Here is a 21,314-nt window from a genome sequence, read left to right as displayed (position 1 = left end):
GGGTTTTAATAGAGAATTTATAACTTGAATTCGAATGCCTAATAACCTGAATCTTGCATGAATTTCAAAAGGAAATTACTTCTAGCGCCTGTTTTTCTACTTTTTTCTACGCTATCGTTTTCGCAAAAAGTAGTCTTGAATGAGACTCCTGATGGAGTTGATTTTAGCATCAATGGTCAGACTGTTTTGACCTATCAAAAATCTAAAGTTCCAGTTCCTGAAGGTATTAAGGAGGCCTTTAGTAAATCTGGATTTATTCACCCTCTTACCTCTCCAAGTGGTCAAGTATTGACCAGAATCCAGCCTAAGGACCATTACCATCATTATGGAATTTGGGGGCCTTGGACCAGGGCTACAATTGATGGTCGGGAAGTGGATTTTTGGAATTTGGGAGATGGAAAGGGCCGAGTGGACTTTTCACATGTTATTTCCAAAAAGCAAGCAGGTGGTGCTGCTGAGCTAAATGTGCGTCAAAATCACTATGATCTGAAAGCTCCTGAATCCCAAAAGATCGCAATCGAGGAGGATTTAAGGATTAAAGTCAAACCTGCTGATAAAGGACGATATATGGTTGATTACACTTCGACGATTTCCACGAAAAATCCGGGAGGAATACTATTGGATGACTATAGATATGGAGGAGGTTTAGGATTCAGAGCCACGGAAGTGTGGGGATCTGATAATAGTGTGATTTTGACTTCCGAAGGAAAAGATCGCAAAAACGCCGACAGCAGTGAAGCTAAATGGGTGATAATTACTGGTGAAACAAATGCTCCTGAAGGAACGAGCGGATTGCTAATCTTAAGTCATAATACAAACAAGGCTCATCCGGAGCCTTTAAGAGTTTGGCCAGAAGAAAATTATGACCGAAAAGGTAATGTCTTTGTGGAATTTACTCCGATTCGCCATGAATCTTGGGAGATCCTACCTAATAAAAAATATAGCCTTAAGTACAGAATGATTGTTTTTGATGGTACAATGAGTGCTGAGGAGGCTGAGGCTTATTGGAGAGCCTTCGTTAAATAAGAAACCCTTAAATTTATCTAATACCTTTTTCACGAATTATGAAAAGAAGAGACTTTATTATGAAAACTGCTGTAGCAGGTGCAGCATTCGGATTCCCGACGATCGTACCTGCTTCTGTTTTAGGTAAGAATGCCCCTAGTAATAAAATCAATATCGGTCAAATTGGATGTGGTAGGATTGCGAGAGATCATGATATGCCGGGAACCTGGAGACATGATGTAGCTCGAATCATTGCTGTTTCAGATTTGGATAGCAAAAGAATGGCTGACGGTAAGAAGTATGTAGAAGAATACTATACCAAGAAAATGGGTAGTCCTTACATTGATGTGAAGCAGTATGGCGATTACCGTGAAATGCTTTTAAATCCCGATATCGATGCTGTGGTTATTTCAACTCCCGATCACTGGCATTCTCAACCAGCGATGGAAGCTGCATTGGCAGGAAAGCATATTTATGTTCAGAAACCAACTTCCTTGACGATCAAAGAAGGTCGTCAATTAGTAGATGTTGTGAATAAAACTGGCGTAGTCCTACAGCTAGGAACGCAGCAAAGATCCAGTGAGCAATTCCGTATTGCAGCTGAATTGGTGAGAAATGGAAGAATCGGGAAATTACATACAGTTAGAATAGGTCTTCCTGGAGATCCTGCAGGTCCAGAAGCTCCTGAGATGCCAATTCCTTCTAACTTGAATTTTGACATGTGGTTAGGATCCACTCCAGAAGTGCCTTATACTGAAATCGGAGTACACCCTCAGCATGATTACAGTCGGCCAGGGTGGTTGAGAATAGAAAATTATGGAGCAGGGATGATCACAGGTTGGGGTCAGCACCACTATGATTCAGCGGCTTGGGGTATGGATACCGAATTGACAGGCCCGAGATATGTTGAAGCAGTTGCCGAATTTCCAAGATCTGGTCTTTGGAATGTTCATGGGGATTTCATGGTCAAGCAAGAATATGACAATGGTGTGAATGTATTTACTTCTGGAGGCTATCCAAACGGTATCCGATACGAAGGTTCTGATGGATGGATTTGGGTGTCAAGAGGTAGTTATCAAGCATCTTCCTCGGATCCGGTTGCCCAGGATAACAATGCAAAAGCCTTGGATGCTTCAGATCCAAAAATCTTAACTTCGGTAATTGGACCAGATGAAATCCATTTGACAAAAAGTACCGAACACCATGGTAACTGGCTGGGTGCTATTCAAGGAAATAATGAATTGCTTTCCCCTGTAGAAATCGGACATAGAGCATGTTCTGTTTGCCTAGTAAGCCATATTGCTATGAAGTTGGGTAGAAAATTGGCTTGGGATCCTGTGAAGGAAGAATTCATCAATGACCCAGAAGCAAATACTTATCTAAGTAGACCTCAAAGACGACCATGGGGAACTGATTATGTCAATGTCTAATCGAATTAGATTATTTTAGAATATGAAAAAACTACAAATAGGGCTCTTTGGAGCCCTTATTTTCTCCGCCTGTTCTTCACCAGAAATGAAAGACCAAACTGAAACCATGGACTCAAAAGTTAAAATCATGACTTTGGATCCAGGTCATTTTCATGCTGGACTGATACATAAATCCATGTATCCAAATGTGGATTCTACTATCCATGTCTTTGCACCGGAAGGGGAGGAATTACAGGAATATCTCAAAAGAATTGAATCCTATAATACTCGATCTGAGGATCCAACTGCTTGGAAACTGGAAATCTATGAAGGTCCAGATTTTGTAAATCAGATGATTTCTCAAAAACCTGGAAACGTGATGGTGGTTGCAGGGAAAAATGATCGGAAAATAGATTACATCTCTGCCGCTATAGATAATGGAATCAATGTCTATGCAGACAAACCTTTGGTGATCAATCATGATGGGTTTAAAAAGCTATTGAAAGCATTTGATTCTGCAGAAAAGCAAGACCTTTTGCTTTATGATATCATGACTGAGCGATTTGAGATTACGACCAAATTACAGCGCGAACTTTCCATGATTGAAGATGTATTTGGAAAGGTCGAAACTGGAACTGTCGATAATCCAGCTATTACAAAAGAATCAGTTCATCACTTTTTTAAATATGTTTCTGGACAGCCATTGATTAGACCAGAATGGTTTTTTGATACTGAAATCGAAGGATCTGGAATTGTCGATGTGACAACCCACTTGGTTGATTTGGTTCAATGGGAGCTTTTCCCGAATCAAATTTTAGATACTACCGATGTGTCAATGTTGGAAGCGGAGTTGTTGCCAACTTCTTTGGATGCTGAACAATATGAAAAAGTAACCGGTAAAACAGCTCCTTTTGGGCAAGATGGCAAATTGGACGTCTTGGCAAATGGGGTGATGAATTATACCTTGAAAGGTGTACATTCAAAAGTCTCTGTGATTTGGAATTTCCAAGCACCTGAAGGAACGGCCGATACTCATTACAGTAAAATGAGAGGAACCAAAGCCAATCTAATCATCCGTCAAGGTGCTGAGGAAAATTATAAACCGGCTCTGTATGTAGAGCTTTTGGGAGAGGATAAAGGGGCGCTTGAAAAAGCGGTTTCTGAAACTTTACAGGCTAAGTATCCTGGAATTTCTTTGGAAGAAAAATCATCTGGCTTAATTGAGGTGAAGATCCCTGAGGAATACCACAATGGGCATGAAGCACATTTTGCTCAGGTAACTGAGCAGTTTTTGGAATATTATGAAAATAGAAATATGCCAGACTGGGAGGTTCCAAATATGATTACCAAGTATTTCACCACAACAGCTGCTTTTTCTATGGCTCAAGAAAAATAGGAGACTAGGAATTAAACAGAATGAAGGGATTGAAGTTAAATGTATTCAATCCCTTCTTTTTTATGTCTAGTTCTCAAAGCGAAAAGAAAAAGCTGAAAGTTGCAATAGCAGGTGCTGGTGGATACATCGGAAGGTGGTTTATTCACCATTACCGGGAGCACTATGAAATTATCGGCCTGAGTAGGAGAAAGGTTAAATCAAATTTGCAAACCGAAGTAGAATGGAGACAAGTAGAGCTTTATTCGATTTCCTCTACAGTGGAAGCACTCAAGGGAGTGGATGTAGCGATTTATTTGGTTCATTCCATGAATTCATCTACTCGATTAAATCAGGGGAGTTTTGAGGATACTGATTTATTGTTGGCGGATAATTTTAGCCGTGCCGCCAAAGCAAATGGAGTAAAGCAGATTATATTTTTGGGAGGAATTATTCCTGATAATTACGAGGAGAATCTTTCTCGGCATATAAGAAGTAGGTTGGAAGTGGAACAGGTCTTGGGTTCAAGAGGGAACAATCTGACTGCCTTAAGAGCATCTATCATTGTAGGTCCTGGAGGTTCGAGCTTTGATATGATTAAAAATCTGGTTCAAAAACTACCCGTGATGATCTGCCCAAAGTGGACAGAAAGTAAGACACAACCCATATCCCTTCGGGATACTTTGACTATATTAGATCACTGTATAGGAAACTCAAATGTTTACAATCAAGCAATCGAAATTGGGAGTCCTGAAATATTGACTTACCGTGAAATGCTTGAAAGAACAGCCAAAGTTTTGGGTAAAAAAAGGATGATCTTTTCAGTTCCTTTCTTTTCCCTAGGCTTGAGTAAATTTTGGGTTGGTCTTTTTGGGGAAAGTCCATCACAGTTGGTTTCTCCTTTGGTTGAAAGTTTGAAGCATACGCTGACAGTAAACCCTAAACTGGCTCTGAAGGATAAAAATATCGATTATCTCAATTATGATGAGTCTGTTTTAGAAGCCGTTAATTCTAATGAAAAACCATATTTGCCCACTTTTTATAAGAGAAAGGGGATAAAAAATACAGTTAGAAGTATCCAACGACTTTCTAATGAATCAGGCTATTCAATACCTTGGGTTGCTAATCGATATAAAGTCTGGCTGCCTTGGTTTTTTAAATTTCTGATCAATGGAAAAATGAGTGGTCAGGAAGGGGTAGGCTTTTTTTTAATGAATGGAAGAAAGCCAATGTTGGAATTAACTCCTGTACATGATAGGAGTGATCAGCATAGGGAGTTATTTTACATATCAGGAGGATGGCTAGTCAAGAGGTTTGATTCTGGTTGGCTTGAGTTTCGAGGTGTTTTGGATGACAAGTATATTTTAACTGCCATTCATGATTTTGTTCCTCGATTACCCTGGTTTATTTATGTAAATACCCAAGCAAAGATTCATTTATGGGTAATGAATCGATTTAAAAATTATCTAGAGAAAAAAGTAAGATTTATAGGATGACACAGGCTGTCATTTCGTATATGATTTAAAACTCTTTTTGATACAAATGAAAAACTTACAATTCAGAAATGGAGATCTAATTCCAATCTTGGGATTGGGAACATGGAAAAGTAGCCCTGGTGAAGTGAAACAAGCTGTTTTTTGGGCAATCGAAGCTGGCTATCGACATATAGATTGTGCGGCTGCTTATGGCAATGAGCAAGAAGTGGGAGAAGGGATAGCTGATGCAATCAAGGCAGGGCTGGTGAAAAGGGAGGACCTTTTCATTACTTCGAAACTTTGGAATGATTCTCATAGACATGAAGATGTAGGTCCTGCCTTGGAAAAGTCTTTGAAAGAGTTGGGCTTAGATTACTTGGATTTGTATCTGATGCATTGGCCTGTAGCTTTTAAGCATGGAGTGGGCTTTGCAAAAACTCGAGAAGAATTTTACACCTATCAAGATGTGCCCTTGACTCAGACCTGGGAAGCCATGCAAGAGCAAAAAGAATTGGGTAAGACCAAACACATTGGAGTTTCTAATTTCAATCAGGCTAAGCTGAAAGAATTGCTGAAAATGAAAGGAGAAGGCCCTGAAATGAATCAGATTGAAATGCACCCATTTCTTCCGCAGGAAAAATTGGTAGAGTTTTGTCGGGAGCATGAAATTCTTTTGACTGCATATAGTCCATTAGGCACATCGGACTCTAGAGCCGAAAGGCATAAAAATGACCCAAAATTATTGGTTAATCCAGTTGTGCAAGAAATTGCCAATCGTCAAGGAGTTTCTGCTGGACAAGTTTTGATAGCCTGGTCAATTCAACGAGATGTGATCGTAATTCCGAAATCTATCAATCAGAGCAGGATCAAGGAGAATTTTGATTCTATCAATGTGAAGTTGACAGAACATGACTTGATGGAATTGAAAGATATTGGGATATCCCATCGCTTTTTGGATGGCTCCCTCTTTGCCGGAGATCATAGTCCTTATAAAAAATCTGATCTATTTGATATGTAAAGTAAAAGGCTCCTTTTGGAGCCTTTTACTTTTATTTAATCTTCAACTTCTAATTCTTCTAAGATATCCGCCAACTCATCAAAATCCTTTAATCCCGGTTTGATTTCTTCTCCTCCTTCTAAAGCTATTCCGTAAAGTTTCAACTCGGATACAAGCGATTTTACGTTGAATTCGGATATTCCTGAACCTAGAATGACAGATGCCTGACCTGTTACTTTAAGAATAATTGCTTCTTCCTCTTTAGTAAGTTTGTCATGAGGTCCTCGGATCAACATGAAAATATCCAAGTTGGCTAATCTATCAGCTACTTGGGCTTCGAGGTGCTTTAATTCATTGACATTGACTTCATAGATCAGGTTTTTACCTGAATCAGCCAAGTCAACAAGTGTTTCTAATCTTTGATGTTGGATCCAGGAGATGTTTGGGTATTTCTCCAGTTTTTGAAGAATGTAATCAGCTTCTTCAGTTTCAAACTCTGCCGCCAATTCAGTTCCAGAAACCCATCCTGTTATTTCTTCAAATTGCGTGGGATGGACGAATTTTTCTGAACTCTCCTCTAAACAAAAACCCAACACATCTACATACATTCCTGCACAGTAGCGTGCGTCACTCAAGTTGGTGATACCACCTATTTTTACAAAAGTACTTAAAGCCATTATTTCAAATTATTTCGCTAAGGTAAAAACAAATCAGTTTTCCAAAGGCAAATATTAGTAAGGATTCCACTTGGAGAAGGTTTTTTGATAGATTCCTTCTATTTTTAGGTGCTCATGAGGTATCCTTTCCGCATTGTTTTTTGCATGTTTTTCATGACCCTATTGATACAAGGGTGTGAGAGAGAAATAGAAGATCCCCAAATGGATCTGGGGTTGGAATATTTTCCACTCTTGATTGGGAATTTTTGGGTTTATGAGGTAAATGAGCTGATCCATTTTGGAGAGAATGATTCAGAAGAAAGCACTTTCTTTTATAAGGATAAAATCAGATCTGTTTATGTGAATGATGCATTGGAGCAAGTTTTTATCGTAGAAAGAAGTAAATCCGAAGATCAAGAAAATTGGACTTTTCTTTATGAATACACTTTACTTGAAAGAGGGGGTAGTTTGATAAGAACAATTCAAAATCAACCAATAGTAGTCTTACCGGCAACAATAGCTGAAGGTAGTTCTTGGAATGGAAACTTATATAGGAGTGCCGCTGATGATGAATTCCAGGTGAATTTTATTCAATCTGATGAATTGAAAGTTGATCAGGAAAATGAAGATGATCAAATTACATTTCGAGATATTCGCTATGAAATATTCCAAAAGGATATAGGAATGACCGAATTGTATACAGAAGTGTTAACTTATTGTTCAAGGAATGATTGCTTGGGTGATCAATTGATAGATTCTGGAAGTAGGGTACATATGAAATTAGTAAGTCATGGTTCAGAGTAAATGGCTTTTTCTTTTTGGTTTTGTTTTTTCCCTGACTATTTTGAAAGTTGAGGCACAGGATAGGTATGCCGTATTTTATAAATACAAACCTCAAGAGGCCTTAAGCTTGGAAAACCCACAGGGATTTTTGACCTCAAAAGCAATCCAAAGACGAAATAGGGAAGGAGTGGAAGTTGATAGCTTGGATTTGCCAGTCTCCCAAAAATATGTTGATCAAGTTTTTGATATCGCACATTATATCCTCTATCAAAGTAAATGGATGAACGCTTCATTGGTGGTGACTGATGAAGCAGGGATTGTCGAATTAGAGAGTTTGCCTTTTGTTGATCGGGTTGAATTGGTGGGTAAAGGATACATTCCTAATCCAAATGCTCGAGTAGGAAAGCGTATCTATGCTTCCACTACCATGAAAATTTGTCCTCCTGGAGGAAAAGCCAGTAGGAAATTGGAAAGTCAGGAGCTCCCATCTGATTTTCAAAATAACTTAATCGGAATTCCAGACATGCATGAAGAAGGCTTTTTCGGGGATGGAATCACCGTGGCTGTATTCGATGCAGGTTTTCCCGGTGCAAATACTGCATCTGCTTTGGCTCATTTATTCAGTAATGGACAAGTGATAGCTACGAGGGACTTTGTGAGACCTTGGAATGAAAATGTGTTTGAGGACAATCAGCATGGTACCAATGTTCTTTCATTGATTGCCTCTAATGAGTCTCAGACTTTAGTGGCAGGAGCTCCAAATGCTGATTTCGTGCTGGTAATGACTGAAGAAATTGCAACTGAATATCCGATAGAAGAATACAATTGGCTTCGTGCTGCAGAATTTGCAGATTCTTTGGGAGTGGATATCATTAACAGTTCCTTGGGATATTGGGATTTTGATGATGCCAGTATGAACCATACTTTGGAAGAGTTGGATGGTCAAACTACAGTCATAACAAAAGCTGCTAATCTTGCCTCAGAAAGAGGAATTTTGGTAGTGAATAGTGTTGGTAATTATGGTCCACAAACATCCACTTTGGTAGCTCCATCAGATTCACCAAATGTTTTGGCAATTGGATCTGTCAAGGAGGATTTGGATGTGTCTGCTTTTAGTTCGAGAGGGCCAACTGGTGATGGTAGAATCAAACCAGATTTGGCGGCTTTTGGAAGTGGAGTTGCTTTGATTCGATCCAATGGAGCAGTTGGATTTGCCAATGGAACCTCCTTTTCAGCTCCACAAATAACAGCACTGGCGGCAGGGTTATGGCAGGCAAGACCTGAATGGACACGAGAAGACTTGATTTTGAATTTACTTCGGAGTGCTACTCAATATGAGGAACCGGATAACATTTTAGGTTATGGGATTCCAAATTTTTATGATGCCTATTTCGGAGAGATTTTGGATGTAGAAGAAGAGCCAGAATTGATTCCTTGGAAAGTATTCCCTAATCCTCTACAGGAGGATGAATTGAAGATTTATTTTGGAACTGGACTTGAAAGCTCCTTTGAATTGGTAGATATGAATGGAAAGAAATTGGAATCTGCTATTTTAAAAAGAAACTCTAATAAGGAACCATACAAGATTCTTTTGGAGAGAATCAAACCAGGTCTTTACTTGATTCAATTGCAAGAAGGAACCTTCATCAAACAAACGAAATTATATAGATATTAAACTTGGGACTTCACTCAGGTGTAAAATAGAATTATGAATCCATTAATTGCCCCATCAATTTTAGCTGCAGATTTTGCCAATATTCAGAAAGAAGTGGAAATGCTGAATAGCTCTGAAGCAGATTATATCCATGTTGATATTATGGATGGGATATTTGTACCCAATATTTCTTTTGGTATCCCTGTCACAGAAGCGATCTACAAGCATGCTAAGAAGCCTTTGGACGTACATTTGATGATCCAAAACCCTGATCAATATTTGGAAGCTTTTCGAAAAGCAGGCGCGGCTGTTATTTCTGTTCATTATGAAGCATGCTCCCATTTGCATAGGACACTTCAAGCTATCAAACAATTGGGAGCAAAAGCCGGGGTAGCAATTAATCCTCATACTCCGGTTGAGCTTTTAGTAGATGTATTGGAAGACATAGATGTGGTCATCATCATGTCTGTAAATCCAGGATTTGGGGGGCAGAAATTCATCGAAAACACTTACTCCAAAGTGAAAAGACTGAAAAGTTTGATTCAAGAAAACGGAGCAGATACGCAAATTGAAATTGATGGTGGAGTAAACTTAGAAAATGCTCCCAAACTTTTATCCGCTGGTGCAGATATTTTGGTGGCTGGAAGTTTTGTGTTTAGCTCACCTGATCCAATCCTTACGATAGCCGAGCTAAAATCAATTACCATGGTTTAGGGCATGCGGGCCATTTATCATAAAAAAACTTAAAAAAGGGCTGTTTTACTTGATTTTTTGGCATATGAGCATTTCTTTGAAAGCTTATCGTAAACTAAACTCAGAAAAGATTATGAAAAAAGTTCTGCTATTTGGGGCGTTTTTTGCCTTCCTAGGATTAACCGGATTTGCACAAGAAGCTTCAGAAGAGCCAGTGACTGACGAGGAAATTGAGAAGTTCGCAAATGTCGAGTTTTTAACAGCCCAATTTGTCAATGATAAAACCGAGGAATTAAAAAATATGATTTCTGGCAATGAAATCTTCCAAGGAGGGGCACGATATAATGAAATCAAGGCTGCTTGGGGAGATGATACAAAAATGGCTGAAGCCGAAGTGACTGAAGAAGAAAAAGCTGCTTTTCAGGAAGTGATTGATTTTATGGGTTCATTGCAAGAGTCTGCTAAAGAATTCAAAACTGGATTGATTATGGATGATGAGGTTTTGGGTGTGTCTACTTATAATAAAGTAAACGGAGCAAAGTCTGATCCAGCAGTAAAAGAAAAAATCGATTCTATTGTAGAGGCAAAGAAAGCTGAAGCTGCTGCTGCAAAAGAAGCTGAAGAGGACGGAAAATAAATCTTTCCTCTCTCATCATATGATTGGCCTCCTTTTTGGAGGCTTTTTTTATGTATTTTGCACGAAAGCCGAACCTTAGAACGTTACCACTTTATGAAATTTAAAACTCCTTCAATCGCGTTAATTTTCCTATTAATAAGTTTTTCAGTGTTTGCTCAAGAGGAGGATATTTTTGGAATTTCGAAAAAAGCCAAAAACCCGAAAAGTGAATCTTCCATCGGAAATGTGACTCGGAATATAATGGAAATGTTTGCAGTTGAATTTTCAACTGGTGCAGCTTACCATCAGTTTGGGACTAGTTTTTATACCGAAAATGTGGGGCTTTATGATAATTTCAGTCGCTATCGAGAATCAGATTTGGTCTTGGATATGACCGAAGAGAATCCATTGGAAATGAAGTCTCAGGACTGGACCTTTCCTTTGTTTAATGCGGGTCTTAGAATCAATGTGTTTAATATTATCACCATTGGTGGGGGATATGGTCAAGAATGGGGGAATTTAAGTCCCATGCAAGGAGGAGATTGGCAGTTTGATTTTGAAGGAGCGACTTATCAAATGAGTAAATTCTATGGGACTGTTGGTTTGGTTCTATGGGATGCTCGAAAAAGAGCTAAATATCTGCAATGGAGATATCGTAAATATGCTGGTGCAAATATCTATATGCAATCCGAATTGAAGCAGAGAGTTCGTCAGATTTATCCTTGGAGATTCATTTTAGAGGGGGAGTTTGGACAATTGAACCTAAAAAAAGCATATGATCCATCTTTGGCAGCCAATGGTTCTTATACGCCAAGATTAGCGGTTGGGGACAAACCATACTATGCAATTGGCTTGAGATTGGAACGTGATTTCTCCGAATACACCAAGTTGTTTTTAAAAGGAAGTGCCGAATTTAGAAACTTTACTTATGCATCGGCGGATTATTCTGAGGTGCAAGATCTTGAGCAACAGGTGTATGCGATGCAGGTTGGACTTTCGATTCGAATACCAGGAACCAAGAGATGTAAAATTCGTGGTTGTGGAGTTGTGATGAAGCATATGCATAATGGAATCGAATATCGTGGTAGTTCGATTTTCAAACTTCAGGACAGAAAAATCGGACAATGGTATTAAGTCCTGATTTCCTGCACTAGACTTCATATTCTCTTTTCAAAAGCTTAGGCTTTTTACTATCTTGCAGGCTTAATATACCCTGTGAATAGCATATTATGGCTCAAGGAGAAAACGAGAACATTATACCCATTAACATTGAGGAGGAAATGCGAGGAGCCTACATCGATTATTCGATGTCGGTTATTGTTTCAAGAGCACTTCCAGATGTCCGTGACGGACTAAAACCAGTTCACCGAAGAATCCTTTATGGAATGCAAGAACTGGGAGTTTTACACAACAAACCTTTCAAGAAATCTGCAAGAATTGTAGGGGAGGTCCTGGGTAAATACCACCCACATGGTGACTCAGCTGTATACGAAACCATGGTTAGGATGGCCCAGCCTTGGTCTTTGAGATACCAATTGGTAGATGGTCAAGGAAACTTCGGTTCGATTGATGGAGATAATGCCGCAGCAATGCGTTATACTGAGGCAAGACTAAAAAGAATTGCTGAAGAACTATTGGTTGATATCAACAAAGAAACCGTTGACTTCCAATTCAACTTTGATGACTCATTAAAAGAACCTATCGTTCTTCCTGCAAAAGTTCCTGCACTTCTTTTGAATGGTGCTTCTGGGATTGCAGTAGGTATGGCAACTAATATGGCTCCGCATAACCTTTCTGAGGTGATTGACGGAATCGTTGCCTATATCCAAAATAAAGATATTACTGTTTCTGAATTGATGGAACACATTGTGGCCCCTGATTTCCCTACTGGAGGTATCATTTATGGTTACAATGGTGTGAAGGCTGCCTTTGAAACAGGTAGAGGAAGAATCGTGATCCGAGGCAAAGCCAATGTTGAGACCAAAGACGGAGGAAACAAGGAGATGATTGTCATCACTGAAATCCCTTACATGGTCAATAAGGCAAACATGGTTGAGAAAACAGCTGCCTTGATCAATGAAAAGAAAATAGATGGGATTTCTGCTATCCGAGATGAATCAGATAGGTCAGGGATGAGAATTGTATACGAATTGAAGAGAGACGCTATGCCAAGTGTCGTTTTGAACAATTTGTATAAGCATACACAGTTACAGACATCATTCTCAGTGAATAATGTGGCTTTGGTAAAAGGCCGTCCTCAGACTTTGAATTTGAAAGATCTGATTGTTCACTATGTCAATCACAGACATGAGGTAGTAGTCAGAAGAACTGAATATGAACTAAGAGAAGCTGAAAAGAGAGCTCATATCCTTCAGGGTTATTTGATTGCCTTAGACAATTTGGATGAGGTTATTGAATTGATCAGAAACTCTGCTGATCCTGAAACTGCCAGAAATGGTTTGATTGAAAGATTTGAGTTAAGCGAAATCCAAGCAAGAGCTATTCTCGATATGAGATTGCAGCGATTGACTGGAATGGAGCGAGATAAGATTCTTCAGGAATTCAAAGAAATTATGGAGTTGATCGAGGAGTTGAAATTCATCCTTGCCAACGAAGATAAAAGAATGGAAATCATCACAACTGAACTTCTTGAAATGAAGGGAAGATATGGTGATGATCGTAGAACTGAAATTGAGCATAATGCAGAAGATTTCAGTTATGAAGATATGATTCCAAATGAGGAAGTGATTATCACTGTTTCTCATCAAGGATATGTCAAAAGAACTGCATTGACAGAATACCGAACTCAAGGAAGAGGTGGAGTAGGATCAAGAGGTGTGAGTACCAAGGAAGATGACTTTACAGAATACTTATTCACTGCTTCCACCCACAATTACTTGTTGATCTTTACAGATAAAGGAAAATTGTTCTGGTTGAAGACCTATGCAATACCAGAGGGAAGCAAAACTTCAAAAGGTAGACCTATCCAGAATTTGATCAATATTGAGCAAGATGATAAGATTCGTTCTATTATTCAGGTGAACGATCTAAATGATCAAGATTATATTAATAATCATTTCTTGATAATGGTCACCAAGCAAGGTGTTATTAAGAAAACTACTCTTGAGCAATACAGCAGGCCTAGGTCTAATGGTATTATCGCCTTGAATATCAGAGAGGATGATCAGCTGGTAAATGTTGACATGACCAATGGGGATCATCACATTGTCATAGCCGCAAAATCTGGTAGAGCTATTCACTTCCACGAGTCAGCTGTAAGACCAATGGGACGTACTGCCACTGGTGTAAAAGCAATTACCTTAAATGATGTAAACGATTTTGTTGTTGGCATGGTATGTGCATCCGAAGAAAATGCAACCTTACTGGTAGTTTCTGAAAAAGGGTATGGAAAACGCTCTGATTTAGGAGAGTACCGAATCACAAATAGAGGTGGTAAAGGGGTGAAAGCCATGAACACCACTGACAAAACTGGTTCTCTGGTTGCGATCAAAGAAGTAGTAGATACAGATGACCTGATGATCATCAATAGATCTGGAATTACTATTCGAATTTCGGTGGATAATCTTCGTATCATGGGAAGGGCTACACAGGGAGTTCGATTGATCAAAGTAGGTGAAGGAGATGAGATTTCTTCCGTTGAAAAAATTTCTAAAGAAGAAGAAGATGAAATAGCAGATTCTTCAGAAATTGCGGAAAATAGTTCTGATTCAACTACAGAAGACAGTTCAGAAACCAAACCTGACGAATCAGGAGAAAATAACGAATAACCAAACAATTACCGAATAAACGCTAATCAATGAAAAAGCTAATTTTATCAATGGTTTTGGTCGGAGCAACGACCATTGCTTTTGGACAAAAGAAAGTAGTTAGATCTGCAGAGAAAAACTTTAAATCTGGCGATTTGGCAACCGCACTTTCAGAAATAAATGCTGCTACGCAGGATTCAGAGACAGGTAGTGACCCTGAAACTTATCTTATCAAAGCTCAGATCGAATTGAAAATGTTCGGTTCTGATTCTTCTAATACCATGGAAACTCTTGAAAAAGGAGTAGCTTCATTGGCTACCTTCAATGAGGCTTTCGAAATGGCTGGAGGAGATAAAACAAGTGGTGTAGGAGAAGATATTTATAAAGACGATATGACTGGTGTTCCAGATAATCTTCGTCCTTATTCTATCATGACTTTGAAAAACACATCTTTTGATAAAGCAATCAACCAGTACAATGTTGATGATTTTGAGATGGCTTATGAGTTTTTCAACCTAGCAGGTGAGATTGATCCAACTGATACTACTATCCATTACAATGCTGCTTACCTAGCAAATGAATTGGGTAAATACGAAGAAGCTAAGAAGCATTTCAACTTGTTGTTGGAGATCCCTGAATACAATAAGTTGAATACTTATTATTTCCTTGTTCAGATCTTGAGTGGTGAGGACAAAAATCCTGAAGCTGCTTATGATGTAATCATGGCTGCTAGAGAAGATTATCCAAGCGATAAGATTTTGGCAGAGTATGAAATCCAATTGTTGCTTCAATTGAACAAAATGGATGAAGCTATGGCTCAAATCAAAGAAGCTTTGGCAAATGATCCCAACAACACTTCTATCTTGTTGAGATCAGGATACTTGAAAGAGCAGTCTGGTGATGTTGATGGTGCTTTGGCTGATTATAAAAAATCTGTTGAAGTTGATCCTAACTTCTATGAAGGAAACTACTACGCTGGTGCTTTGCTTTTGGAAAAATCTAGAGAAATCTTGGCTGAGTTGAATAGCCTTTCTGACGATGAGTGGGAGAAAAGATCCGCATCTATGGGAGAAGAAGCAAATCAGCACTATGCTGAAGCTGTAACTTATTTTGAGAAGTCTTTGGAATTGAAGCCAGAAGATACCGATATCATGGGTATTTTGTATCAAATCCACACTCGTTTGAAAAACGATGCTGAAGCTGAGAAGTACAATAACAAATTGGTTGAATTGCTAGGTCCAAACTGGCAAGACAATTAATTCTGAAAAAGAATAGAGTAAGGAAAGGGTACTGAAAAGTACCCTTTTTTTTATGTTCATTTTTCTAAAACAGGTGAGTACCAGATGATTTTTGGTTTTTATATAGGCTATTTTGGTTTTCAATCGATTCCGTAGAATGCCTTGATTTTCATAGGATATACCTCTATAAATCATCAATTTTAGCCTCTCAAACCTATTTTATTCTATTTCCTACAATTTTTACAAAACCCTGTTGTATGAAGAATTTCAAATTCCCTAAGGAGAAAGAAATCCCAGAGGATTTCCAACTCCAAGATCCCATTTTGCAAAACACCTACTTGTGTAATGGGGAAATGAAAACCTGGAAAGGGAAAACACACGATGTTTTTTCTCCGGTTTGCATTGAAAAGAAATCCGGCCCTGTTCGGGTATTAGTTGGATCTTATCCGGTTTGTGGTGCAAAAGAAGCCATGTCCGCTCTAGATGCTGCTGAAAATGCCTATGACAATGGAAGAGGTGAATGGCCTACGATGTCAGTAGCAGATCGAATCAAATGCATTGAAAAGTTTACCAAGAGAATGTTGGAGAAGCGGGAGTTGGTTGGAAAACTGATCATGTGGGAAATTGGTAAATCCTATACTGATTCGCTTAAGGAATTTGATAGGACTGTTGAATACATCTATGCCACTGTTGATGCTTTGAAAGATTTGGACAGGCAGTCTTCAGGATTTCAAATTGTAGATGGTATAGCTGCTCAAGTCCGAAGGTCTCCATTGGGTGTAGTTCTTTGTATGGGGCCTTTCAATTATCCATTGAATGAAACCTATACGACTTTGATTCCTGCCTTGATTATGGGTAATACTGTTCTCTTTAAACCACCCAAACACGGTTCTTTGTTGCATTATCCACTTTTGGAGGCTTTTGCAGAATGCTTTCCTAAAGGAGTTGTAAATTCTGTTTATGGGCGAGGGGCAGATATTATTCCTCCATTAATGAAGTCTGGAAGGATCAATGTTTTGACTTTGATTGGCTCGAGTAAAGTAGCAGATCAATTGAAAAAACAACATCCTAAAGTCAATAGATTGAGAGCGATTTTGGGTCTTGATGCAAAGAATGCCGCTATTATTACTGCAAATGCAGATATAGATAAAGCAGTCAAAGAATGTATCACAGGAGCACTTTCATTTAACGGCCAAAGATGTACAGCAATCAAAATCATTTTTGTTCATAAGTCTATTGTCGATAAGTTTAATCAAAAATTGGTTGAAGCTGTTCAACAATTGGTACCAGGTATGCCTTGGGAAAATGGGGTGCAAATCACACCACTACCAGAGCCACAGAAGCCAGCCTATCTTCAAGCATGTATTGAAGATGCTGAAAAGCATGGTGCTAAAGTTTTGAATGAGGGTGGTGGTGAAGTAAACGAAAGCTTCGTTTATCCGGCAGTGGTCTATCCCGTTAATGAAAAGATGAAATTGTTTCGAGAGGAACAATTTGGTCCAGTTATTCCGGTTTTACCTTTCTTAAGAATTGAAGAACCTATTCAATACTTGATCGATTCCCCTCATGGACAACAAGTAAGCTTGTTTAGTTCTGATTCAGAGGAATTATCTAAGTTGATTGATCCTTTGGTGAATCAGGTAAGCCGTGTAAATATCAATTCACAATGTCAGCGAGGGCCAGATGTATTCCCATTTACAGGAAGAAAAGATAGTGCGGAAGGAACGCTTTCGGTCTCTGATGCTTTGCGTTCATTTAGTATCAGGTCATTGGTAGCAGCCAAACTCACAGATGAAAATAAATTGCTGCTTAATGAAATAGTGACAAATCAAGAATCTAATTTCTTAAGTACTAAGTTTATATTTTAAGTGAAAAAGAGCCGATTTCAATGTTAAATCGGCTCTTTTTTTTGAAAAGGATTTATCTTTGCGGGCAAGATCTTTCCGATGAGATATTCAATTTTTATTAAATCCCTTTTTGCTACAATTCTAATCCTAAGTACTGTTGAAGTTTTCGCTCAAAAGAAATATCAACAGCTTCTAGAGGTGTCCTATGAAGCTGGTCCTTTGATCAGTAATGGGAAAGATTGGGCAAATGAGATTGCGGATTTGGTTTCTTATAGAGGAGCAGATGTCCGTATGGGGTGGAGAAAAGTTGGTGATGATTTTTATAATCAACTATACCGCTACCCAACCTTTGGGGTAGGGTTCTCTACAGCATTGGCTTATTATCCTGAGATCGGAAGACCTCAAGGTATTTATGCTTTTGCTGAACTTCCAATCACCAAAAATTCCCTTCAAAAAAAATTAAGCTTTTCTTATTTCAGCCAAATAGGGTTGGGGTTTAATTTGAATCCCTATGATTCTCTGGAGAATCCATTGAATAAATACATTGGTTCGTCTCTTAATGCTTATATCCATTTTGGATTTAAAGCGAATTATCAAATTCAAGACCGGATCAAAGTTTTTGGAACATTTGGTTTAAAGCATTATTCAAATGGCTCAGCAAAAAGACCCAATGCGGGAATAAATTTATCTCCTCTTTCACTGGGTTTTCAGTATAACTTGAACAATGAATTTGTACCTAAGGATCATGTGATGGTGTATCCGCCTTTAGAGAAAAGAGGTTTCTGGAACTTTGCTCTCTATTTGGGACATAAAAATTACGAAATAGGGGACCCTAGCTATTTCAGAGGAGGTTTTGGAATCAATTACCTGTGGGAGGCATCCTATAAATATCGTATGGGACTGGGGCTGGATTTCTTTTATGCTCCAGGATTTCATAGTCGGTTCCCTGATCAAAAAGGTACTTTCTCAAATCAAATAAGTACAGCAGTTGTTGGCTCTTGGGAATTTAAATTGAATGAAAGATTATATATGCCGATCGGCTTAGGAGCATATATCCACTACAATAGCGAAAATCAAGAAAGTTGGTTTTTTGAAAGGATAGGAGTGAGATATAGATTGAAACATAATCTTTTTACAGGTGTCCAAATCAAAGCTCATAAAGCAAAAGCAGATTTCTTTGAATTCACAGTCGGTTATACCATACCCGGGAAAGTGAAAAGTGTGATAAATCCATAGGTTTCTCCCTTTAATCATAAAATATTTTTTTTTCTTTCAATCTAAAGGTAGTTTGTATCGTTTTTTGAAAGAACTATGCTAAACCCAAACCTAACGCGCAGCTTGCTTAGCTTTATGCTAAGCTTTATCACCTTCTGTTCATTTTCTCAATCCATTCCTTCTTCAGAACTGTATCATGAATTGCTCAAAATTCAAGAAACAAGAAGGGTCTTGTATATCGCGGCTCACCCTGATGATGAGAATACACGATTGATTGCCTACTTGGCCAATCAGGAAATGGTTCAGGTTGCCTATATGGCTTTGACTCGTGGAGATGGCGGACAAAATCTCATAGGACCTGAATTGGGCATTGGATTAGGTCAAATCCGTACCCAGGAGCTATTGAAGGCCCGTGAAACTGATGGAGGTCGCCAGTTTTTCTCAAGAGCCAAGGATTTTGGTTATAGTAAAAACCCTACAGAGACCCTTCAAAACTGGGATAAGAATACGATTCTTTCCGATGTGGTTTGGGTGATTCGGAAATTTAGACCAGATATTATCATCACTAGGTTTAATACGATTCCTGGTGGAAATCATGGTCATCATACGACTTCTGCGATTTTAGCTGAAGAGGCTTTAACCTTAGCAGGAGATCCTAATTCATTTCCCGAACAGCTGAAATTTGTGGAGCCATGGAGCCCAAAAAGGATATTTTGGAATACCTATAATTTCAGAGGAGATTTTGAGCCAGAGGAAGGGAAACAATACTACGCTTTTCCGACAGGAGACTATAATTCATTATTAGGTGAAACCTATAGCCAAATTGCCTCAGACAGTAGAACTATGCATAAGTCTCAGGGATTTGGTTCGACAGCTTCAATCGGGGGAGCTTTGGACCATATTCAATTTATTAAAGGAGAGCCAATGGTTGAGAACCCATTCGAAGGGGTGAAAGATAGATGGGAGACAGTGGCTGGCGGTAAGGAAATAGAAGAATTAATTCAAAAAGCCTTAGATAATTTTGACTTTGTAGAGCCATCTTCAAATGTTGCTAAACTGTTAGAAATCAAGAAGAAATTAAACGATCTCAATACTTCAGAATCTTGGGTGACTGAAAAGAAAATAGCTTTGGATAAACTGATTATCAATGTATTAGGGATAGATTTTGAATACGATGTGAATCAAGAAACAGGATACCCTGGTTCCGAGGTAGAAACGAGATTTGTTTTTAATAATCCATCAAATATTCAAGTTTCAGATTTGGAATTTGAGGTAATGGGACATTCATATGGGGCTGAATTAGCAGTTGAAAGTAATCAGCCGGTTACTATTCCAATTCAGTTAAAAATCGATGAAAATGAGCCTTATTCTCAGCCGTATTGGTTGAAGGAATATGTCGATGGACCGATGTATCCAATCGAGGATCAGGAAATGATCGGAAAGCCTTTTAATGATATTCAAATTGGAGGTCGAATGGAATTTCAAATTAGTGGACAGAAATTTTCACTTCCTGTTCAGCTATTTTACAAATACAATGACCAAGTAGATGGAGAGGTGAAACAACCGTTTACCATCATTCCAGAAGTTGATTTGAAGGTTTCCAAAAACACGTTGTTCCTCCTAGGGGGAACAGACCCAAAAGTGACTGTTTCGGTCCATTTTAATGGTGAAATGTTGGATGGTGAACTGTCATTTAGTGGAATTGGAAAAGATCAATACCGAATTTTGGAGGTAGATGATATTCCAGCACAAAACACGAGAGTTTATCAAGTTGAATTCCTAAAAAATGGTGATGGGAAAAAGATTGTAACAGCTCAATATCAAGTTGCAAATGGTGAGAATTTCGATCAAGTAATGAATCAGATTTCCTATAAGCACATCCCTAATTTGACTTATTTCCAACCTGCCAATATTGCTGTGATTCAGGCCGATTGGAAAGTGTCAGGGGATAGGATTGGATATATTCCTGGTGCAGGAGATGATGTTCCAGCGGTTTTGGAAGCTTTGGGCTATCAAGTTGTTCCAATTGGTGAAAATGATTACAATCTGAATTATTTAAGCCAATTCAAAACAATTATTGTTGGAATACGGGCTTACAATGTCAATAAAGTACTGTCTGATAATCAACAAGTCATGATGGGCTATGTGAAAGCTGGAGGACATTTAATTGTTCAATACAATACCTCTGCTCCTTTGCTTGTTGATCAATTAGGTCCTTATCCATTTAATATTACCAGAGATCGAGTTGCTGTAGAGACAGCTCCAATAGATGCAGATTTTTCTCATCCACTTTTAGCAGGTCCTAATCTTATCAATCAGGATGATTTCAAAGATTGGATCCAAGAAAGAGGACTGTATTTCGCTGGGAATTTAGCTCCTGAATATTCTACTCCATTTACTATGAATGATCCCGAAGAAGATCCAAAGACTGGTTCTTTGATCTATGCGAACTATGGAGAAGGAACTTACGTGTACTCTGGACTATCATTTTTCAGGGAATTGCCGGCAGGAGTTCCGGGAGCCATTAAATTATTTATCAATCTGATCGAACAGTAAATTGGAGGAACAGAAAGTTAATTGGAAGAAA

Annotated in this window: 16 protein-coding genes; 15 read left to right on the top strand and 1 reads right to left on the bottom strand. The window is 38.6% G+C overall.

What is annotated here, in order from left to right; translation table 11 throughout:
* Window positions 1–57 precede the first annotated feature (57 nt).
* The 5 genes from BUF13_RS03880 (at window position 58) to BUF13_RS03860 (ending at window position 6,279) form a co-directional block, all read left to right on the top strand.
* Entirely contained in the window at window positions 58–1,026 is a 969-nt protein-coding gene (locus tag BUF13_RS03880) for a DUF6807 domain-containing protein (RefSeq protein WP_073570410.1), read from the top strand.
* A gap of 38 nt (window positions 1,027–1,064) precedes the next feature.
* Window positions 1,065–2,435, top strand: coding sequence for a Gfo/Idh/MocA family protein (locus BUF13_RS03875; RefSeq protein ID WP_073570409.1), 1,371 nt, complete (start codon window positions 1,065–1,067; stop codon window positions 2,433–2,435).
* Between the two features lie 22 nt (window positions 2,436–2,457).
* Window positions 2,458–3,810: a putative oxidoreductase C-terminal domain-containing protein gene (locus tag BUF13_RS03870; protein ID WP_073570408.1), complete on the top strand. Its 1,353-nt coding sequence runs from the start codon at window positions 2,458–2,460 to the stop codon at window positions 3,808–3,810.
* Between the two features lie 62 nt (window positions 3,811–3,872).
* Window positions 3,873–5,282, top strand: coding sequence for an NAD-dependent epimerase/dehydratase family protein (locus tag BUF13_RS03865; RefSeq protein WP_073570407.1), 1,410 nt, complete (start codon window positions 3,873–3,875; stop codon window positions 5,280–5,282).
* A gap of 46 nt (window positions 5,283–5,328) precedes the next feature.
* Entirely contained in the window at window positions 5,329–6,279 is a 951-nt protein-coding gene (locus BUF13_RS03860) for an aldo/keto reductase (RefSeq protein WP_073570406.1), read from the top strand.
* A 35-nt stretch (window positions 6,280–6,314) separates the two neighbouring features.
* Here BUF13_RS03860 and trpF read toward each other — a convergent pair whose 3' ends face one another.
* Window positions 6,315–6,935 (bottom strand): phosphoribosylanthranilate isomerase, encoded by a 621-nt coding sequence (gene trpF / locus BUF13_RS03855; protein ID WP_073570405.1) that lies wholly within the window; start codon window positions 6,933–6,935, stop codon window positions 6,315–6,317.
* 153 nt (window positions 6,936–7,088) lie between these two features.
* Between trpF and BUF13_RS03850 the strand changes: the two genes are divergently transcribed.
* The 10 genes from BUF13_RS03850 to BUF13_RS03805 all read left to right on the top strand — a co-directional run bounded on the left by BUF13_RS03850 (window position 7,089) and on the right by BUF13_RS03805 (window position 21,283).
* Window positions 7,089–7,718, top strand: a complete 630-nt coding sequence (locus BUF13_RS03850; RefSeq protein ID WP_134204322.1) for a hypothetical protein — start codon at window positions 7,089–7,091, stop codon at window positions 7,716–7,718.
* The gene (locus BUF13_RS03845; RefSeq protein ID WP_073570403.1) at window positions 7,705–9,372 is read left to right on the top strand and encodes a S8 family serine peptidase; all 1,668 of its coding nucleotides are present in this window, start codon (window positions 7,705–7,707) and stop codon (window positions 9,370–9,372) included. Before BUF13_RS03850 ends, BUF13_RS03845 begins: the two co-directional genes overlap by 14 nt.
* Before the next feature lie 33 nt (window positions 9,373–9,405).
* Window positions 9,406–10,065, top strand: a complete 660-nt coding sequence (gene rpe, locus BUF13_RS03840) for a ribulose-phosphate 3-epimerase (RefSeq protein WP_073570402.1) — start codon at window positions 9,406–9,408, stop codon at window positions 10,063–10,065.
* Window positions 10,066–10,177: 112 nt separating this feature from the next.
* Window positions 10,178–10,681, top strand: a complete 504-nt coding sequence (locus tag BUF13_RS03835; RefSeq protein WP_073570839.1) for a hypothetical protein — start codon at window positions 10,178–10,180, stop codon at window positions 10,679–10,681.
* A gap of 93 nt (window positions 10,682–10,774) precedes the next feature.
* Window positions 10,775–11,794 carry a hypothetical protein gene (locus BUF13_RS03830; protein ID WP_073570401.1) on the top strand — a complete coding sequence of 340 codons (1,020 nt, stop codon included), beginning with the start codon at window positions 10,775–10,777 and terminating at the stop codon, window positions 11,792–11,794.
* Window positions 11,795–11,889: 95 nt separating this feature from the next.
* Complete coding sequence (gene gyrA / locus BUF13_RS03825) at window positions 11,890–14,448, top strand: DNA gyrase subunit A (RefSeq protein WP_073570400.1); 2,559 nt, start codon at window positions 11,890–11,892, stop codon at window positions 14,446–14,448.
* A 29-nt stretch (window positions 14,449–14,477) separates the two neighbouring features.
* The gene (locus BUF13_RS03820) at window positions 14,478–15,686 is read left to right on the top strand and encodes a tetratricopeptide repeat protein (protein WP_073570399.1); all 1,209 of its coding nucleotides are present in this window, start codon (window positions 14,478–14,480) and stop codon (window positions 15,684–15,686) included.
* Window positions 15,687–15,922: 236 nt separating this feature from the next.
* Window positions 15,923–17,533 (top strand): NADP-dependent glyceraldehyde-3-phosphate dehydrogenase, encoded by a 1,611-nt coding sequence (locus BUF13_RS03815; protein ID WP_073570398.1) that lies wholly within the window; start codon window positions 15,923–15,925, stop codon window positions 17,531–17,533.
* A 78-nt stretch (window positions 17,534–17,611) separates the two neighbouring features.
* On the top strand, window positions 17,612–18,748 hold the full coding sequence (locus tag BUF13_RS03810) for an acyloxyacyl hydrolase (RefSeq protein WP_073570397.1): 1,137 nt from the start codon (window positions 17,612–17,614) through the stop codon (window positions 18,746–18,748).
* A gap of 75 nt (window positions 18,749–18,823) precedes the next feature.
* Complete coding sequence (locus tag BUF13_RS03805; RefSeq protein WP_073570396.1) at window positions 18,824–21,283, top strand: PIG-L family deacetylase; 2,460 nt, start codon at window positions 18,824–18,826, stop codon at window positions 21,281–21,283.
* The last annotated feature ends 31 nt before the right edge of the window (window positions 21,284–21,314 follow it).

Source organism: Algoriphagus zhangzhouensis (assembly GCF_900148515.1).
Classification (GTDB): Bacteria; Bacteroidota; Bacteroidia; order Cytophagales; family Cyclobacteriaceae; genus Algoriphagus; species Algoriphagus zhangzhouensis.
Note: the sequence above shows the minus strand (reverse complement) of the source record. Positions and strands in the feature narration are given on the sequence as shown.